At 61.5% G+C, this 17,440-nt stretch carries 17 protein-coding genes; 11 read left to right on the plus strand and 6 right to left on the minus strand.

Annotation, left to right across the window (positions count from 1 at the left end):
• Positions 1 to 8 precede the first annotated feature (8 nt).
• Genes AC1RKJ_RS22150 through AC1RKJ_RS22200 form a run of 11 tightly spaced genes read left to right on the plus strand, consistent with a single transcriptional unit; the run spans position 9 to position 11,591 of the window.
• Positions 9 to 2,420 carry a VirB4 family type IV secretion/conjugal transfer ATPase gene (locus AC1RKJ_RS22150; RefSeq protein ID WP_292619043.1) on the plus strand — a complete coding sequence of 804 codons (2,412 nt, stop codon included), beginning with the start codon at positions 9 to 11 and terminating at the stop codon, positions 2,418 to 2,420.
• A complete protein-coding gene (locus AC1RKJ_RS22155) occupies positions 2,417 to 3,298 on the plus strand; it encodes a hypothetical protein (RefSeq protein ID WP_043855020.1) in 882 nt (293 codons plus the stop codon). Before AC1RKJ_RS22150 ends, AC1RKJ_RS22155 begins: the two co-directional genes overlap by 4 nt.
• A 10-nt stretch (positions 3,299 to 3,308) precedes the next feature.
• On the plus strand, positions 3,309 to 4,025 hold the full coding sequence (locus tag AC1RKJ_RS22160) for a type IV secretion system protein (RefSeq protein ID WP_292619046.1): 717 nt from the start codon (positions 3,309 to 3,311) through the stop codon (positions 4,023 to 4,025).
• A gap of 20 nt (positions 4,026 to 4,045) precedes the next feature.
• A complete protein-coding gene (locus AC1RKJ_RS22165; protein ID WP_052506857.1) occupies positions 4,046 to 4,231 on the plus strand; it encodes a hypothetical protein in 186 nt (61 codons plus the stop codon).
• Positions 4,228 to 4,422: a hypothetical protein gene (locus AC1RKJ_RS22170; protein ID WP_043855002.1), complete on the plus strand. Its 195-nt coding sequence runs from the start codon at positions 4,228 to 4,230 to the stop codon at positions 4,420 to 4,422. The genes AC1RKJ_RS22165 and AC1RKJ_RS22170 overlap by 4 nt, the downstream gene beginning before the upstream one ends.
• Positions 4,423 to 4,430: 8 nt before the next feature.
• Positions 4,431 to 5,561, plus strand: a complete 1,131-nt coding sequence (locus tag AC1RKJ_RS22175; protein ID WP_043855001.1) for a TrbL/VirB6 family protein — start codon at positions 4,431 to 4,433, stop codon at positions 5,559 to 5,561.
• Positions 5,558 to 6,274, plus strand: coding sequence for a VirB8 family type IV secretion system protein (locus AC1RKJ_RS22180; protein ID WP_043855000.1), 717 nt, complete (start codon positions 5,558 to 5,560; stop codon positions 6,272 to 6,274). Before AC1RKJ_RS22175 ends, AC1RKJ_RS22180 begins: the two co-directional genes overlap by 4 nt.
• A complete protein-coding gene (virB9, locus tag AC1RKJ_RS22185; protein ID WP_043854999.1) occupies positions 6,271 to 7,074 on the plus strand; it encodes a P-type conjugative transfer protein VirB9 in 804 nt (267 codons plus the stop codon). The genes AC1RKJ_RS22180 and virB9 overlap by 4 nt, the downstream gene beginning before the upstream one ends.
• 6 nt (positions 7,075 to 7,080) lie before the next feature.
• Complete coding sequence (virB10, locus tag AC1RKJ_RS22190) at positions 7,081 to 8,427, plus strand: type IV secretion system protein VirB10 (RefSeq protein WP_292619054.1); 1,347 nt, start codon at positions 7,081 to 7,083, stop codon at positions 8,425 to 8,427.
• Positions 8,390 to 9,448, plus strand: a complete 1,059-nt coding sequence (gene virB11 / locus AC1RKJ_RS22195; RefSeq protein WP_043854998.1) for a P-type DNA transfer ATPase VirB11 — start codon at positions 8,390 to 8,392, stop codon at positions 9,446 to 9,448. The genes virB10 and virB11 overlap by 38 nt, the downstream gene beginning before the upstream one ends.
• A complete protein-coding gene (locus AC1RKJ_RS22200; RefSeq protein WP_043854997.1) occupies positions 9,426 to 11,591 on the plus strand; it encodes a type IV secretory system conjugative DNA transfer family protein in 2,166 nt (721 codons plus the stop codon). Before virB11 ends, AC1RKJ_RS22200 begins: the two co-directional genes overlap by 23 nt.
• Positions 11,592 to 11,687: 96 nt before the next feature.
• Here the strand turns inward: AC1RKJ_RS22200 and AC1RKJ_RS22205 are convergent, their stop codons facing one another.
• The 6 genes from AC1RKJ_RS22205 to AC1RKJ_RS22230 form a co-directional block, all read right to left on the minus strand.
• Positions 11,688 to 12,527, minus strand: a complete 840-nt coding sequence (locus AC1RKJ_RS22205) for an HNH endonuclease (protein WP_152648144.1) — start codon at positions 12,525 to 12,527, stop codon at positions 11,688 to 11,690.
• A gap of 3 nt (positions 12,528 to 12,530) precedes the next feature.
• Positions 12,531 to 14,045: an ATP-dependent nuclease gene (locus AC1RKJ_RS22210; RefSeq protein WP_292619057.1), complete on the minus strand. Its 1,515-nt coding sequence runs from the start codon at positions 14,043 to 14,045 to the stop codon at positions 12,531 to 12,533.
• 573 nt (positions 14,046 to 14,618) lie between these two features.
• The gene (locus AC1RKJ_RS22215; protein ID WP_349642604.1) at positions 14,619 to 15,317 is read right to left on the minus strand and encodes a hypothetical protein; all 699 of its coding nucleotides are present in this window, start codon (positions 15,315 to 15,317) and stop codon (positions 14,619 to 14,621) included.
• The gene (locus AC1RKJ_RS22220) at positions 15,314 to 15,598 is read right to left on the minus strand and encodes a PilZ domain-containing protein (RefSeq protein ID WP_043854901.1); all 285 of its coding nucleotides are present in this window, start codon (positions 15,596 to 15,598) and stop codon (positions 15,314 to 15,316) included. The genes AC1RKJ_RS22215 and AC1RKJ_RS22220 overlap by 4 nt, the downstream gene beginning before the upstream one ends.
• Positions 15,599 to 15,621: 23 nt before the next feature.
• Positions 15,622 to 15,936, minus strand: a complete 315-nt coding sequence (locus AC1RKJ_RS22225) for a ferritin family protein (RefSeq protein WP_043854900.1) — start codon at positions 15,934 to 15,936, stop codon at positions 15,622 to 15,624.
• 226 nt (positions 15,937 to 16,162) lie between these two features.
• A complete protein-coding gene (locus tag AC1RKJ_RS22230; protein ID WP_043854899.1) occupies positions 16,163 to 17,431 on the minus strand; it encodes a calcium:cation antiporter family protein in 1,269 nt (422 codons plus the stop codon).
• Between the last annotated feature and the right edge of the window lie 9 nt (positions 17,432 to 17,440).

The raw sequence follows: 17,440 nt of genomic DNA on the forward strand, positions 1-17,440 counted from the left end.
AGGAAGCGATGGTTGCGCGTGCCCTGCTTGACGAGTTGACCTTCGGCGCCGTTTCACGGCGCGAGCGTCCTGTCGCCTCCCATGTTCCCTATACGCGCCATGTCGACGACCACATCATCAAGACCCGCGATGGCCTTGTCATGACGGTCCTCAAGCTCGATGGTTATTCGTTCGAGACGTCCGACATGAGCGAAGTCAACTCGCGCCTGCTGGGACGCAACGACGTCATTCGGACTCTTGCCAATTCGAGATTCGCGCTCGTATCCCACATCATCCGACGGGAGGTCCAGCCAAGGATCGACTCGACCTTCGACAATCCGTTGTGCCGCGAGCTTGACGAGCGCTACGACGCAGCGCTGTCGCAGCGGCGCATGTTCGTCAACGATATCTACCTGACCATCGTGCGGCGGCCCTTGCAGGGTCAGGCCGGCACCTTCGATCTCATGCTGACGAAGTTGCTCGGCCGCAAGGACGAGGCCGGCGAGTCGGTCGCGATGCAGACCGCACTGACCGAGCTGCGTGATGCGGCGACCGCGGTGCGCGAAACTCTCGCCGGCTATGGCGCCCGCCAGCTCGGTGTGGTGCGGCGCGATGGCGTCTGGTTCTCCGAGCCGCTCGAGTTCCTGGTGCAGATTCTTGATGGCGGCATCCCGCGCCCGATGCATCTGCCACGCCTGGACATCGCCGATGCGCTGTCAATGAAACGCATCTTCTTCGGTCGTAACGCCATCGAAATTCGCGGCGCGGGCCCCGAGGATACCCGCTTCGGCGCCATGGTCTCGATCCGGGAATACCCGGCGCAGACCGGTCCCGGCTCGTTCGACAACCTGCTGCGCGTGCCGCACGAATTCATTGCCACACAGAGCTTCGCCATCGTCGACCGGCCCGAGGCTGCCAAGCAGATCGATCGGGTGTCGCGCCAAGTCGACATGTCGGATGAGGCCGGATCGATTGTCGCGGAGCATCTCGATGATGCCCGCGATGAACTGCTGGCCTCGGAAGCGATCTATGGCGAGCACCACATGACGGTGATGTGCCTCGGCCGCAACTTGTCGGAGGTCGGCGCCGCCGTCACGGTGGTCGGCGCAGCGCTCACGGACCGCTCGGTGATCTGGACGCGCGAGGACCTCAATTGCGAGCCGGCGTTCTGGGCGCAGCTTCCCGGCAATTTTGCCTATATCGCCCGCAAGGGCGTGATCTCATCGAAGAACTTTGCCGGCTTTGCCTCACTGCACAATTATCCGAGCGGTCGGCCGACCGGCAATCACTGGGGGCCGGCGATCTCCGTGTTCGAGACGACGTCGCAGACCGCCTATTATTACAACCATCATGTCCGCGACATCGGCAACTTCACCGTCGTCGGCCCGACCGGGTCGGGCAAGACGGTGTTTCTGTCCTTCATCGCGGCGCAGACGCAGCGCATCCAGCCACGGCCGAAGCTGCTGTTCGTCGACAAGGATCGCGGCGCCGAGATCTTCATCCGGGCGCTCGGCGGGCAATATGAGACGCTCGTCCCCGGCGAGCCGACCGGCTTCAATCCACTGTCGCTCCCGGACACGGCGCCCAACCGGGAATTTCTCTATCAGCTGTTCGCCTTCATGTTGCGGCCTGCGAATGGCGCGGATCTGACCGCGTCCGAAGAGCAGGTCATCCGCAACGCCATCGCGGCGGCGCTCACCGGCGGTCCAGCGGGTCGGACGCTGAAAGCCTTCTCCACCTTGCTGCGCGGCCGCATCCGGGCGGGGGAGGGGGACCTGCTGGCGCGACTCGAAAGCTGGATGCGGCCCGATCAGCGTGGCTGGCTGTTCAACAACGACGAGGATCAGTTCTCGTTGTCGAGCGTGTTCGGATTCGACATGACGCGTGTGCTCGACGATCCGGTGATCCGCACTGCGGCGCTGATGTACATTTTCCACAGGACAGAAGAGCTCCTGACCGGTGACCCGGTGATGATTTTCCTCGATGAAGGCTGGCGTCTGCTCGACGATGACGTATTCGCCTTCTTCATCCGCGACAAGCTCAAGACCATTCGCAAGCAGAACGGCATCGTCGGCTTCGGCACGCAATCGGCCGCCGACATCGTGCGCTCGAAAGCCTCGAACACGCTAATCGAACAGACCAGCACCAACATCTTCTTTCCGAATCCGAAAGCCGATGACGAAAGCTACAAGCAGGCTTTTCGTTTGTCGGGACGGGAAGTCGCCTGGATTCGCGGCACCGTGCCGGAGAGCCGTTCCTTCCTGATCAAGCATGGCCGAGACAGCGTGGTGGCGAAGCTCAATCTCGCCAGCATGCCGGACCTGATCAAGGTGCTGTCCGGGCGCACCGAGACGGTCGCCGAGCTCGATGCGCTGCGGGCGCGGGTCGGCAACGACCCCGCCGTGTGGTTGCCGCTCTTCATGGGCAGGAGCGAGGCATGAGATCTGCAATCATTGTTAGCGTTCTCGCGCTCGGCGCTACGCCGGCGCTGGCCGATATCCCGGTCAACGACGCCGCGCAACTGACGCTGCGTTCCCAGACGGCCAGCACGACGGTGAAGCTCTTACCGGTCACAACACGGCGACAGGATGCCAATAACGGCGTCAAATGCGCGGTGACCACGGGCAAGAAAGTCAGCGTCATCGACCCGACCGTGCAGCCGCAAAGCGGGGCCGGTAGCCAGGCGATCCGGTCCTACGCTCCTGATCTTCCGGTGACCTCCAATCCGAACGCGCAAGGCGCGACCCTCAACAGCCAGACGCTCTTCAAGTCGAGCGGCGATGTCGTCGCCGGCCTTGATGCCAGCCGCCAGACCATGAGTGCGGCGCAGTCGGCGTTCCAGGCTGCCGGGCAGCAGGTCGGGACCGCGCAGACGGTGATGGCGGCGATCGACATGAACAGCGCCGCGCGATTGCAAAACAATCTTGTCTGGAACGGCGCGATCGGCTCCGCCAACCTCTGGGTCACGGCGCTGAACGCGCTGAACTTGGCGGTCAACAGCGACATGAGCCGGGCCGCGACGGGGATGCGGGCGACCGTGACCAGCACCCAGCCGGGGCCGGCCTGTCCCGTCGGCATGGTCGGCGCGGGGACAGCCGCGCAACCTTGCCGGACGCCGACGGCCTGTTCGACCACGGCGCCCGGCGCGCGGGTCGATCCGTCCTGTGTCAGCGCCCGCACCGTCGATAGCGACGGCAACGTCATCTTCTACCTCGTTCAGGCGCAGAACACCGCGAACGCAGGACGTAATTCCATCGCCGCGCTCACTGCCGCCGACGTCACTGCGGCTCTTGCCGCGATTGCCGCCAACAGCCGCTAGGGAGGCTTCGATGCGCTTGATTGTCCTGCTCACGTTGTACGCGCTGGCCGTAGTGGGGGCCTCGCCTGTGATGGCGCAGGTTCCTGTGCTCGACAACGCCAACCTCGCCAAGGCGCAGCAGATCGCGACCAGCACGCAGCAGATTCTTGCCGCGGATCAGCAGATTTTGCAGTTTACGCAAAAGACCTTGCAGGCCGTTACCGGCGATCGGTCGTCGCAGGCCCAAGGCACGCTCGCCCAGATGGCGCTCGGCGGCGGCTTCTCGATGGCGCAGGCACCCTCCCTCGGCTCGGTGATTTCCGGGGGCGCCTTATCATTTGCCGGTATGGGCTCGGCGTCTCAGAATATTGTCTCGACGCTGATCAACGGCTTGCAGCTCGTCCAGACCATCACCGGCCTCGTCAATGGCCAGAGCCATCCTGCCGACACCGCATACAAGAATTCCGTCAACGTCGCCGCGACCCTGTCGGGCCTCATCAACTCGACGCAGGGCGCCGTGCAGCAAAGGTCCTCGGCGTTCACGCAGGGCGGCCAGCAGATCGGCAAGGCGCAAGACCTCAAGGGCAGCGTCGACCAGAACACGCAGGTGCAGATTCAGACGGGGCAGACGATCAACGAGCTCAACGGCGTCGTCAACAACGCGGCAGCCGCGGCCAACCAGGCCAACCTCGACCGGATCGCGGCAGAGTCGTCGGCGGCGCGCGCCATGAAATTCACACAGCAGTAAGCCGAGCGGGAGAGCGAAGCTTGTCCAAACGTATTGCCATCCTTGTCGCCATCGTCGCGATCGCTGCCGTCTTCATCAGTCGCTATGGCTTCAACCGCGCGCCGGCACCGGCAGTGGGCGTCAGCGCAACCAGCGCGCAGGGCGAGGCAGCAAAGGCCGCCTCACGCGCCATGACGTTCACGCAGCCGAAGGCGTCGGCGCAATGAAGCTGATCACTTCGTTTGCGTTCATGACGCTGATGGCGACGCTGCTCGCAGGCTGCGCCTACAAACCCCTCAAAGCGCCTTGCTCGCCGGATGAGGGCGGAGCGCCGCTCGCCTATTCAGACGCGACGCCGCCTACCGAGCCTGATGATCTGAAAAGGTTCGCCCGCTGCGGCCCGATGCGGCCGATCTGAGAGGGGCGATGGGAAACAGCTTCAGCATTACCTCGCTTCTGCAATCGGTCGACCAACTCGGTCAGAACTATGTATCGACCGCCTACCAGGCCTTGGCAAACGCGGCGACCTCGGGCGGCGCCACCAGCGTCGCCGGCTTGCTGCTCACGCTCTACGTGATCTTCTGGGGCGTCGGCATCTGGCAAGGCACCGCGACGGGCGGTCCCGCTGACCATGCGTTTCGCCTGTTCCGTGCCGTGCTGATTTACGCCATGGCCACGAAGTGGGGCGACTTCCAAACGCTGGCGTACAATTTCCTCAATGATGGCCCTTCAGCGATCGGCAACGCGTTGCTCAGCGCGGTGACGTCGGCGAACAACACCGGAATGTCCGTAAATCTGAACTCCGTGAACGGTGTCCAGTCGGCGTTGCAGAACATGTGGGACACAACCAACAGCGCGACCGAGGCGTTCCTGCAGAATGCCGGCATCACCAACTGGGGGCCCTACATCTTTGCCGCTGTCTTCTATGTGGTGATGGCCCTCCTGATCGGCTTCGCGATCTTTCTCATCGTGCTGTCGAAGATGTTCATGTGGTTGCTGCTGGCGTTGGCGCCGCTGTTTATCATTCTGCTGCTGTTTGGCGTCACGACACGGTTCTTCAGCGGCTGGATGAGCGCGCTGGTCCAGTATTTCCTGGTGCAGGTCCTCGTCTATGCGTTCCTCGCCTTCTATGTCTCGCTGATCCAGCAGACGATCGACACACTCAACGGCGTCGCCAACTCCAAATCCGCAACCTGGGCCACCATCGGCCCGGTCGTGCTGCTCGCGATCATCGGCATTTTGCTGCTCAGCCAGATCAACAACATGGCAGCGGCGATCGCCGGCGGCGTCCCAATATTTGCGCCGCGCATCGGTGCGGTGCTCGCGACCGCCACCGGCTATCGGCTCGGCGCCGCCGCCAACCGGGCGCGCCTTGCCTTCCGTAACCCGCTCAATCCTGTCTCGATGTCCCGGCGGGAGGAGCTGGCTTCCCGTCAGCGCGCGCGCGTCGGATTGCGCGCCGCGTCCTGGGCTCAGTCCGCGGAATTTCGTCGTCTGGCTGACCAGCTGCGCAATCCCGGCGTCCCGCCGGCGTCGAGTGGGGGAGGACGGCCATGACCGAGACGACAGCCCCGGAGCCGGCACAGGTCGATTCACGCTATTACACGGATGGCGTGACGTGGGAGCGGGATATCGCGCGCCGCAACCGCAACTCGCGGGCGCTCGCCTGGATCGTCGCCGCGGTGATGGCGGTCGTGGCCGTCGGCGCGCTCGGAACCCTAGCTTTGCTGGTCCCGCTCAAGACCTACGAGCCGTACATGGTCGTGGTCGACAAGACCACCGGCTTCGTCGAGGTAAAGCGGCCCATGGCCGAGGGTTCACTGAGCCAGGACGAAGCCATCACGACGTTTAACGTCGTGCGCTACATCAAGGCGCGCGAGACCTATGATCCCAAGGCCCTGAAGGATAATTTCGATCTGGCGCAGTTGCTCGCGACCGGCGACGCGGCGCGCGAGCTCACGGAAATCTACTCGCCCGCCAATCCTAACAATCCGGTGAAGGCCTTTGGCTCGAACACCGTGGTCGCCGTCAACATCAAGTCCGTGACCTTCCCGAACAACCGAACCGCACTCGCTCGATTTTCGACGGAGGAAAAGTCGTCGACCAACATCATCACCCGCAACTGGGTGTCGCTGGTGCGCTTCCGCTACACCTCCGCTCCGATGCGCAACGAATGGCGCTTCGACAACCCCCTCGGCTTCCAGGTCCTCGAGTATCGTCGCGATCAGGAGACCGCACCCTCGCCGGGAACGGTAGGTGTGCAGCAATGATCAAATGTTGCGTCGCCTCCATTCTCATTCTGTGCATCACGAGTGGCGCCGCCTTCGCCGAGGCTTTACCGCGGCCGGGCCACATCGACTCGCGGGTGCGCGACGTCGTCTACAACAAGGACAACGTCACCGCGATCGACGCCAGCTACGGCACCTCGACGATGATCGAGCTGCAGCCGGACGAGAAGATCGAAACGCTGGCGCTCGGTGATTCGATTGCCTGGAAGGTCGAGCCGAACCGCAAGGGCGACATCATCTTCGTCAAGCCGGTCGAAAAGAACGCCCAGTCCAATCTCAACGTCGTCACCGACAAGCGCATCTATTCGTTCCTGCTGCGGTCGAACACGCGGTCGCCAGGCGGGCAAATCTATGCGGTGCGGTTCCGGTTTCCGGATGATGAGGCGAGCGCCAAGCTGTTAGCCGAAGCCAAGCAGCGCGCCGCCAATCCGAATCTCAAAGACCTCAATATCGCCAACGCCAACAGCGATTATGGCTACAAGGGATCGTCGGTGAACAAGCCGGTTGCGGTGTTCGATGACGGCACCAAGACCTGGTTCCGCTTCGAGGGCGAGACGCCGACGATCTACATCGTCGATGGCGAACGCAACGAGAGCCTCGTCAATTTCCGGACCGAGGGACCCTACATCATCGTCGACAAGGTGTCGCCGCAGTGGACGTTGCGCAACGGCCAGGAATCGACCTGCATCTTCAACCGCCGTCTGACCAACGTGCATGAACCGAGCGGACTCGAACCCTATGCGCCGCAGCGTGTGGGCTCGGCCACAACTCTGGGAGGTTGACGCGCAATGCCGAGCGCCGACGACTATCGCTCATTCGAACTCGAAGCGGCGGCGACCTCCGTCGCGCGTGGCCGCACAGCGCTTGGCAGCTTTTTGAAATTAGGGGTCCCGATCGGCGTTCTCGTCGTGGCCGCCTGGATAATCTACGGCTCGGTGGTGCGGCGTTCGCCCACCCTGACGACGCCCGACAAGGAGGAATTCACCACCACGCAGTTTCCGCCGCCATCCCTGTCTGCGCCGCGGACGCGAACCAATCAGGGCACCATCGTCATCCCACAGGCGCCGGTCGAACCTGTACTACCGCCCCCTCCGGTGGCCCCTCCCTTGGCGCTTCCGGCACCACCGCCGCCTGAACCACCGCTGGCCGCAGCAGTACCGAACGACGACGAAGCGCGGCGTCTCGCGGAGCTTGAACGTCAACGCCAGGAGGAAGAGCGGCGAAAATGGGCGCGCCTGCGGGCGCCTCAGGTGATCGCCGACAACGCATCGGCGACGGCGAACGCTGCAAATCCGGACGGTGGAAGCAACGCCGCCGCAGGCCCAGAGGACGATCCCAATCGTCGCTTTTTGGCGTCGGTGTCGGCTGCCGGCGTCGAGGTCTCACGCGCCACCAAGAACAACCGGATCGACGCGCTGGTGGCGCAGGGTACCATGATTCGCGGCGTACTCGAGACGGCCGTTCAAAGCGACCTGCCGGGCATGGTGCGCGCGGTCGTGACCGAGAACGTCTGGTCGTTCGACGGGCGCCGCGTGCTGATCCCGGCGGGAAGCCGCCTTGTCGGGGAATACAAATCGGGCATCGCCCAAGGGCAGACGCGTGTGTTTGTGGTCTGGACGCGAATGCTGCGGTCGGACGGCGTCTCGGTCCAGATCGGATCGAACGGCACGGACGATTTAGGCCGCGCCGGCAATGCCGGCTTCGTCGACAACCACTACGTTGAGCGGTTCGGCTCCGCGATCATGCTCTCCATCGTGGGTGGCGCGGCGCAGTTCCTGAGCGCTTACGGACAGAACGCCAACAACACGGGCAACGGCACGATCATCACCACGACTGATCCGATGACGGGCGCGGTGACGCAGACGCAGACGGGCGTGAACCAGAACCAGCTGTCGCTGCAGGCGCGTCAGATCGCGGCGCAAAACGTGTCGCAAACGCTCACCAACATCGCCCAGCAGGCGCTGCGGAACTCGATCAACATTCCGCCGACGATCTATCTCGACCAAGGGACGCGGATCATCGTCTTCGTGCGGCGCGATCTCGACTTCTCGGCGCTCTATCCCGATCCGGTGAAAGAGGCCCTAAGGGAGCTCAAGCGTGAACGCGCTAGCACGAAGTCTGACAGTCTTCATTGATCGGGCGCTCGATCCCGTTCGGCCCTGGCTCGAGGACGACCGGGTCGTCGAGATCTGCGCCAACGGCCCCGGCGAAGTCTGGGTCGAGCGCTTCGGTCAGTCGGCGATGGAACGTCATGAAGTGCCAAGTCTGACCGAACATGCGATCCGCCATCTGGCGGAACGCGTCGCCGGTCATTCCGGCCAGAGCGTCAATGAGGAGCATCCGCTGCTTTCCGCCGCGCTGCCGACAGGGGAGCGGTTTCAGGGCGTGATGCCGCCCGCGACGACGGCCGGCGGCGCCTTCGCGATCCGCAAGCAGGTCATCAAGGAAATGCGGCTCGACGACTATCGCAAGCTCGGATCGTTCGACAAGGTGACGACAGCAAGCGAAGGAGCGCTGTCGGAAACCGACCGGCATCTGTGCGAACATCTCGACGCCGGCCGGATCGAGGAGTTCATCCGTCTCGCGGTCGTTAACCGCTATTCGATCCTGCTGTCGGGCGGCACAAGCTCGGGCAAGACCACTTTCCTGAACGCGATCCTCAAGGAAGTGCCGGTCGACGAGCGCATCATCACCATCGAGGATACGCGCGAAGTCAACCCGATCCAGAAAAACTACCTGCCGCTCGTTGCCTCCAAGGGCGACCAGGGAGAGGCCCGCGTGACCGTTGAAACGCTGCTGCAGGCCTCCATGCGTTTGCGACCGGACCGCATCTTTCTCGGCGAGATCCGCGGCGCCGAGGCCTATTCGTTCTTGCGCGCTATCAACACGGGCCATCCGGGCAGCATTACCACCGTACATGCCGACAGTCCGGCGGGCGCGTTCGAGCAGCTCGCGCTCATGGTGATGCAGGCGGGCCTCGGGCTGCGGCGCGACGAGATCGTCGGCTACATCAAATCGGTGCTGCCGATCGTCATCCAGCAGACCAAGGTTGGCGGCTGGCGCGGCACCTCGGCCATCTATTTTTCCCGCGTGGCGGAGTGGCGGCAGGAACGGGCAGGGGGGAAAGGCCGCCATGGCGCGCGTCGTCGCCTATAGGATCGGCATCGCGATCCTTCTTCTTCTCGGCTTCTGGCTATTGTGGAGCATGGCCTACGAGGTCGTCGTGGCGCTCCGCTGGGCGCCGACCCGATTTCCCAGCGAAGGTACCAGCCGCTGGGCTCTCTTCCGGATGCAGAACGCCGATCGCTCGGCGGACTTTTTCCTTGTCGCCTGGCGTCATTTCTATGACCGCCTCATCTTCACGCCAACCCGGGTTGAGGCGCTCATTCGCGCGGGCTACGCCGCGGCGGCTGTTGTCGCGCTCGGCCTGGGCGGCCTACTGTTCGCCTTCGTCAACCGGCGCCAGATGCCGTACGGTGCCGCGCGCTTCGGCACGGTGATGGAGGCGGCGAAGCAAGGCCTGACGGCCAGGCAGGGCATCGTGCTCGGAACGCTGGGCGGGGCGACGATCCGCTCCGATGAACCCGCGCATATTCTGGTCGTCGGGCCATCACGCTCCGGAAAAGGCACCGGCTTTGTCCTCCCGAACGGTTACTTCTGGCAGGGTTCGGCGGTGTTCTTCGATCCCAAGCGGGAGAACTTCGGCGCGTTAGCAAATCATCGGGCAACGATGGGCAACAAGGTCTTCATGTTTTCGCCGGGCTCGAATGACACCCATCGCTACAACCCGCTGGATTTCGTGCGACGTGACGAGCGCATGGCGACCGACTGCCTGGTCGTCGCTTCCTTCGTGATCCCTGAAAAGGCGGACGATACCTGGGCCGGGGCAGGGCGGCTCCTGCTGTCTGCCCTGATCGGCTACGTGCTGTCGTCGCCTCTGATTGCTGGTGCTCAGCACATGCGCAGCGTCGCGCGGATGACCACGACCGGCAAAGACATTTCATCGGTGCTGCGCGCCATCGTGAGGACCGAACGGCCGCATTTGCCGACATGGGTGGTCGACAGCTTTAACCAGTATATCGCCTTGGAACCTGAGACGCGCAACAGCGCCGTCTTCAATGTCAACATGGCGATGTCGCTGTGGAATAACGGGCTGATCTCCGCAGCGACCGAGACGTCCGACTTCGATATTCGCGAGTTACGCCGCCAGCCGATGACGATCTTCATCGGCTGCACCATCGCAGAACTCTCGATCTTCCGGCCGCTGATACGAATTCTGTTCCAGCAGATCCACGATCTTCTGATGGTGAAGATTCCTGGCGACGATGAGCCCCATCAGGTGCTGCTGATGCTCGACGAATTCTACCACGTCGGGCGGATGGACTCGTTGATCTCGAAGATCACGATCAGCGCCGGCTACGGCTTCCGCATGGCGATCGTCATGCAAGACATCGCGCAGCTCGACGAGCTCTACGGCCGCAACACGCGCATCACCACGGTGTCGGGCTCGCAGATCAAGTTGTTCATCCAGATCAACGATCTCGAAACGTCGGAGTTTGTCTCCGAGATGCTGGGCGAGACGACGCAGATTTACAAAACACCGATCAAGCGGCCGGGGCAGGGCATCTTCGCGCCGCGGGTCTGGGCGCCGCATTACACGCCGCGGCCGCTGCGCAACCCGCTTGAGCTTCGAGAAATGTCCGCGCGGCTGTCGATCCTGATGGTCAAGAACTCACGATCGTTCGAATTGACGAAGATTCGGCATTACGTCGACAAGCCGTATCGCCGGTATTATCAAGCAACGAAGGGGCACCCTCCACAGCTTCCCGCCTTGCGGGCGTGGCAGGACGAAGTGCTGGGCGGCGCCATCAATCCGGCGCCAGAGGCGGTCGAGGGCGCAGACACCAGTGTCGGGATCACCGCGGCCGCGCCGGCGAAAGTCCGGCAGCTGCGCCGGCCTTCGGCAAAACGCACGCCGAAGAAGTCACCCGATACCGCCAGGCCATCAGCTCCATTGAACCCCGGGCCGCTTACCATTACAGCGCGGCGCGGGACTCCAAAATCCGAACGCAAGCCGCTTTCGCTGGGCGAATCCCCGCCATCCACTCCGGGTGATAGCTGCGACGTCCGCGACATTCTTGCGTCCGCCAGCGGGCAACAGGATGAGAACTTCGGAGCTATGATGAAGACGTTGCATCTCGGGACCCGATCTGGGAGCAATCTGGTGCAAGAGGCCGCCAACACGCTGCTGTCCCTTCACCGGTCGTTTGGGGATGAGCCGGAGACGGAGGAAGAATGACGTTTCGATTGAGCGCTGATCCAGCAACTGCCGCAGTGACTCTGGAAAAGATGACCTCTGCCCTCAGCGTGAACCGACCGCTTTTCTTCAGATAAATCAGCTTTCCTCGATCAGTTTGAACCCGCCGTTGCAAAAGTCGTCGCTCGCCGCAAGGCCCCAATAGAGCGCCGCGCGCCACGCATTCAGATTTCCGCGCTGGCGGCTGCGAGCGGTGTGGTTGAGTTCCGACCGAAGGATGTCTGCACCGGCAGCAAAGTTGCGCCGAAAGGTGTCCTTGGATTCGACCAGCTCGACTGCGGCACTTCCCGCGTACAACGACCCGAGTTCGAGCAATTCAAAGTGTTGCTGAGCTCTGGCTATGCGTGCTGCCGGCACACCGGCGACCTGTTCGATGGAAAAGCTCACCTGCACCGTGTTGGTAATATCGATTGCTGCACGGAGAATGCGGTGCGAACTCCAATCGTCAAAATACGGATGAAATGTCTGCTCGGCGTGCGTGCGAGGCGCATGTGCTAGCTTGACCTTGTTACAATCCGAACAGCTCGGCACAAGATTGGCCGGAAACACGGCAAACTCGGGATACTCCGATTGCGACAGATAGTGATCGAGCGTTTTGACATCTCGCGCGCCACAGAGCGGGCAACGTCGATATTTCGCGCCTGCCCGCAGGCGGTCGTAGACCGGGCGGCCTTTGCCACGGACGAGAACGCGATCGTAGACGTTCGAAAGATCCTCTTTGCTGACGCCGTCCGGGTCCTCAGCCATCAGTCGGAATAGCTCTGCGCGGACCGCCAAGTCCAGATATTCGGTCGCACGCTCGCTGATCCGCTCGGACAGGGCGAGAAGAGCGCTTCGAAGCTCCGGGTTACGGGTGCGCGCCGCCGACTCGCGAAACACCGCCTCTGCATCATCAGTTGGACATGAAATCGCAATCACGGCTCAGCGCTCCTCCCAGAGCGCCCGCACTAGCGCGCGGCCCTCAGCACCCAAATGGCCCTCAAACGCCGCCAGTGCCTGGTCGAAAGTGTTTGATCTTGAAACGACATCCGAGATCAGCGCGTGATATCCGCTCTCAGTGAATTCGACCCGAAAAATTTCGCGTGTCAGCAACCCGACATTCTCAGCAAAGGTTTCGACCTCAGGGCGCTCGATCTCAACACTTGCTCCATCGCGGAAAAACAGCGACACGCAATTGCTGGGGACTTCCTGAACAATGACGGGTGAGTGAGTGGCCAGAATGGCAACGCCGTTGCGTTGCGCCAGCAAACCCGAGAGCGCGCGGACGAACGATGCGGCGAGAGGAGGATGAAGATGGGCTTCAGGCTCGTCGATCAGAACCAGCGTTCCCTCGCTGACCAGTTCGACCAACCGCGTCATCGTGAGCAAGACAATCTTGTGGCCGGAACTTGCCTCGTCAAACAATTGAACTGCAGTGTCCTCGAAGTCGTCTTGCGGCAAGTCGGCAAGTCGTTCCAATCGCAGCGCGGCAAAAAGCGGATCGCCTTCCAGGACGCGCATGGCAGAGCGCCATCGCGGCTTTCGCGAGCTGCGCAGGCATTTGAGAGTACTCGCGACAAAGTCGGCGCGCAGATCGGCTGTCGTCTTATTTCGCGCCTCGCGCCTGCCGCTCTTCAAACGCACGTTCTTCTTCAGGCCGATATAGGCGTATTGCAGACCTGTGGCCGTCCCGTCGTTCGGAATCGCGGGGTCAAATTCATCGAAAGCGCTGAAAGCAACGGTGACAAGATTTGCGAAGCCTTCCTCGCCGCTGAGCTCATCGTCATCAGTGATGAAGGTCAGGCGTCCGAGTGATCGCTTCCGGCCGACACGCAGCAGGGTACTGATCGAACGAAGGAGTGTCGTCTTTCCAACGCCGTTGCGGCCGATGATGGCATGAATATTTGTCGGCGGAACCGCGTTGGGGGTCACCTGAACCTCGATGACGGCATCATCCGATTCCGGGAACTTGTAGCGAAAATGGAACGGCGTCAGCATCGCTTGCTCGTGCGCAATGGTTCTGAGCTTGGTCAATTCTCGCGCAGAAACAGAGCGCAGAAGCGACGTCTCGAACGCGGCTTCGTTCTGGAAGGCGGCAAAAATGTCATCATTCCAGACCACGTCCTGCAGTGCTTCCAAGATCGCGATGCGATCCTCTTCATCGACCGCAATCAGATTTTCGTAATATTCTTGGCTTTGTCCAAGCGACGCATATTCCTGTCCGAGGGCGACGAAGCCGTCTTCGATCTGGGTGTACCCGTGGCTCATGCTACGCCGCATGATTTTGACGGCCCCGATGTCGTGACGGGTGCCGTCGCCGTCAAGGTAGACGAGCGAGAACGCCGTTTTATACGAATAGTCGTCCCAATTATCGGCGACGAGAAAGCATTGCCGACCGCCAGCAATGTCGCGCTCCGCGCGAGAACTGCGCGAATACGGTATGACCGTGAACTGCAAAGGGGATCTCCGAGGGGCGGTGCAGGTTGTCGAATAAAATTGATACGTGCTTTGTGGCGCTCACGCTAGCGTCAGACCTCTCGTGTGGCGGACAACCGCTCCCGGCCTTGCGGGATTTATGGGGAGGATGAGGACGGGATGATTCCAGAGAAATGGTGCGCCGCAAGGCAAGACCCAAGGAGCCATTTAACTGGACCTAACGTTCGACATTGCCAGCCATCTGGTTGCACGGCGGCTTGTGGCAACTCCGACATAGCGAATTAGAAAGAAAGGGTGACGCCCCCAATTAAGCGATGCAGGCATGGCGACCATGATATTCGTCGTGAAGCGCAGGATCGCTCTCGCGGCTTTTGGGAAAACATGGAAACCCATCATTATGGAAAATAGGTATGCCACATAGCTGAGATACATAATGAAAATGGATTCGCATAAGACATCTTATGGAACATTTGGCTCGTTCGGTAGTTCGAATTTTTTGTGCCGTTTGAGTGATTTTGAGGCCGGTCCCATCAATAATGAGTCCGGTGTTTTCGAAATTGAGTCTGCAGGGTCGTGAACGACGCCGGCAGCATTTCATCCTGGCTGAAAGCGACGACCTGCTTTGACGTGCGATGGTGCTGGCGTCCACGTACGGTGTTCGAGCCGATCGCATCGCGCAGTTTCGTTTCGAGTTCGACCAGCAGCACGAAGAAGCTCGATCCGACTCACGAAGCCTTCGCCCGTCGCGACGACGTCCTGCCCGCCCGAATGAGGATGTCCGATGATCGGCAATGGCAGTTGCCGCGATCCCTTCCCGATGGCCGCAACGAAACGATGTCCGTCCCATCGAAAGAAACGGTCCGACTTCCCTCCGGTCACCATCAGACCGACGGCCCCGCCGTCCTCGAACATCCTCAGATCGCGCGCGCGCACGCTGAAGACGAGCCGGTGTCGGCCACGTGATTCCAGGTACACTTCGTGCAGACACCCGCCGCCATTGCAAACGGCGGCGCGGTTCGCGCAGGCAAAGTCTTCAAAGTGCAGCGATACGAAGCGTAGGCCTCCCGCCTCGATCGAGACCGAGAAGTAATGCCCCGCAGCCGCCGCGCTGCCGCACGCGCTTTCGCGCGCGAAAATCCCCCGTCGTATATCGGCCGGAAGTCCCTCAATATGCTCGGATGCCCACGGGTTCTCAGTGGCGAAGCTGCCGCGAGCGGTCGACTGCCCGCATGTCAGCAGCGAGCCGAGCAGCAGCAGCGCACCCGCCAGCGAAATTCGTCGAGGCGCTTTCACGGAACGATCCTCCTTTTTTGCTTCGGTGCGCCGTCGTCGGTTCGATCGAAGCGGCCCCCGATGCGGCGTTCGGAGGCCCAGATGAGTCGACAGGATCGCGAGATATCTTCCGAAGGGATTACCAGGATGAAATGGTGCGGAATGCCGAGCGGACTCTCCACTTCGAGCAGTGCGCCGGAGGCCGTCAGGTTTCGGACGGTGCAATCGATGGCCGCGCCGCCGAACGAGATCATTCCGGCCTTCAAAACGCGCGTTCGCCGCAGTTTTCGCTTGTCTTCCATGAGGGCCTCCCACCGGGACATGCCTAATCGACTTTCTTTTCGGCCGCCTCTCCCTGTTTCACGATGTCCCCCGTCGTGAAGAGGATGCTCTGAAGTTCGGTCCGCCAGTCCTTGTTGCGGCGCAGGAGGAATTCGAGGTTCATCCCGAAGTGCTTGAATTCTTCCTTTTGTGCATTCGCCATGATGGCTTTCGCCTCCTTGTCCTTTTCGAGCGACATCCGCTGTTCGTACCAGCCAATAGCTTCGGCCTCCTCTATGAGCGACGTGATCATCCGAGCGAATGTGCGCATTTCCTGCGAAAGTTCTTCCGGCGGTTCGTGATATTGATCGAACCCCATTTTGATCTCCTTTTTTTGATCGAGTGAAGAGATTGATGTCCGTGAAACCCAGTTGTCGCGCAGCGCCGACTCCAGACTATCTGCACCGAAGCTAGTTATAGGATCCACCTGACGGTCCACGCCGATAGGATTCCTCCATCGGTCATTGTCCGTCTTGCCGCACGATTTTTTAGAACGTTTAGAGCAAATGCTTGCCTCGAGCTTTCTGACGCCTGGTTCCAAGGGATCAGCGTTCACCCCGAGCCGGATTCGATGTCTTGGGATTTGCAGCCGCGGTTGACGACCCAAGAGTGAAGCGAATTATTTCTAGTAATCGACGGCCGTTCCATATGAAGAGCACCGAAGCAAGCGCCAGATAGACCCAGGCTAAGCCCGACAGAGTGGCTATCGTGCGTATTTCCTCGTTCCTGAAGTAGTAGGCCAAGCTCACCTGAATCAAAAACAGCAGCGCAAGTGCGGTCGCCGACAGAAGACTGAAACGCAGCCGCATGAGCAGTGCGACCCCGAACAGGGATTGAGAGGCAGTCAGAAAAAACTCCTCAATTTGTCGCGCGTCCAACGGCAGTGCTGTCGCACCGCGGGCGCCGACGGTCATCGCCAGCGGTAGCATGCCGACCAAGAGCGTCCACTGATTGATCTTGTCGCTGATCATGGTGATGAGTCCGCCCGCGGCCCGCCCCTTTAGAACAAACAGGACGGCGATAGATACGGCGGGTGCTTCGCTGGCGAGCGGCGCCAACCACTGGATGAGAAGGAATTCGTTGATGCCGAAGGCGCGGCCCGCTTCGATCAAGGCTTCCGCGAAAGGCTCGGCGCTCCAGAGAATAATTCCGCAGGCGGCCAGCCCGAGGCCTGCCATAACTATCCACTGCGTCCGGAGCGGCAATTCATTGAGCGCCGCGGCAGGTCCGGGTTCGTCCTCTCCGTCCGGGTTCTCGCTTTTGCGAACGTTGCGGACGCGCCAGACATATCCTCCATAGATTGCCACCAACATCGTGAAATCGAAAAGGGTAATGCTGCCTTTGAACAAAATGACAAACGCGTAGAGGCTGGCGAGCAAAAGGAACGAGACTTCGATTGCGTTGTCGTTTGTCAGTTCGATGGCGCGATGCCGATCCTTGAGCCAGTGCAGCAGTGCCAGAAGCGGCCATGCGACGCCGACAAGCAGCCTATTCGCGCCGGTCATGTTGGCCGCAGCATAGTGGACGTACGGCGACTCCGGGCCGGCCTGGCCCGCCTGAAAAGCGTAGTACATATCCACCGCATATTCTGGAAGGACCGTTATCAAGGCGACGGCCGCAAGGATCAGGCCCTGCGCGATGTGCCGCTCGGCCGCTTCCGCACCCCACGACAGAAGAAATCCGGCAGCGAGGATCGCAACGCCGAAGATTGCAGTGTCAACGACCGGTCCGAGACGCCAATTCGCTGCTCGCAAAGCCAAGGCGGGTAGAGCGGCACATGCCGCGATCGCGATGAGGACCAAAAAGCGCTTCATTGCTATCCC

The organism is Afipia sp. GW822-FHT04G07 (assembly GCF_058800765.1).

Coding starts and splice junctions, on each gene's coding strand:
- AC1RKJ_RS22150 (WP_292619043.1), top strand. CDS start 9: ATGGTTGCGCGTGCCCTGCTTGACGAGTTGACCTTCGGCGCCGTTTCA.
- AC1RKJ_RS22155 (WP_043855020.1), top strand. CDS start 2,417: ATGAGATCTGCAATCATTGTTAGCGTTCTCGCGCTCGGCGCTACGCCG.
- AC1RKJ_RS22160 (WP_292619046.1), top strand. CDS start 3,309: ATGCGCTTGATTGTCCTGCTCACGTTGTACGCGCTGGCCGTAGTGGGG.
- AC1RKJ_RS22170 (WP_043855002.1), top strand. CDS start 4,228: ATGAAGCTGATCACTTCGTTTGCGTTCATGACGCTGATGGCGACGCTG.
- AC1RKJ_RS22175 (WP_043855001.1), top strand. CDS start 4,431: ATGGGAAACAGCTTCAGCATTACCTCGCTTCTGCAATCGGTCGACCAA.
- AC1RKJ_RS22180 (WP_043855000.1), top strand. CDS start 5,558: ATGACCGAGACGACAGCCCCGGAGCCGGCACAGGTCGATTCACGCTAT.
- virB9 (WP_043854999.1), top strand. CDS start 6,271: ATGATCAAATGTTGCGTCGCCTCCATTCTCATTCTGTGCATCACGAGT.
- virB10 (WP_292619054.1), top strand. CDS start 7,081: ATGCCGAGCGCCGACGACTATCGCTCATTCGAACTCGAAGCGGCGGCG.
- AC1RKJ_RS22200 (WP_043854997.1), top strand. CDS start 9,426: ATGGCGCGCGTCGTCGCCTATAGGATCGGCATCGCGATCCTTCTTCTT.
- AC1RKJ_RS22220 (WP_043854901.1), bottom strand. CDS start 15,598: ATGGAAGACAAGCGAAAACTGCGGCGAACGCGCGTTTTGAAGGCCGGA.
- AC1RKJ_RS22225 (WP_043854900.1), bottom strand. CDS start 15,936: ATGGGGTTCGATCAATATCACGAACCGCCGGAAGAACTTTCGCAGGAA.
- AC1RKJ_RS22230 (WP_043854899.1), bottom strand. CDS start 17,431: ATGAAGCGCTTTTTGGTCCTCATCGCGATCGCGGCATGTGCCGCTCTA.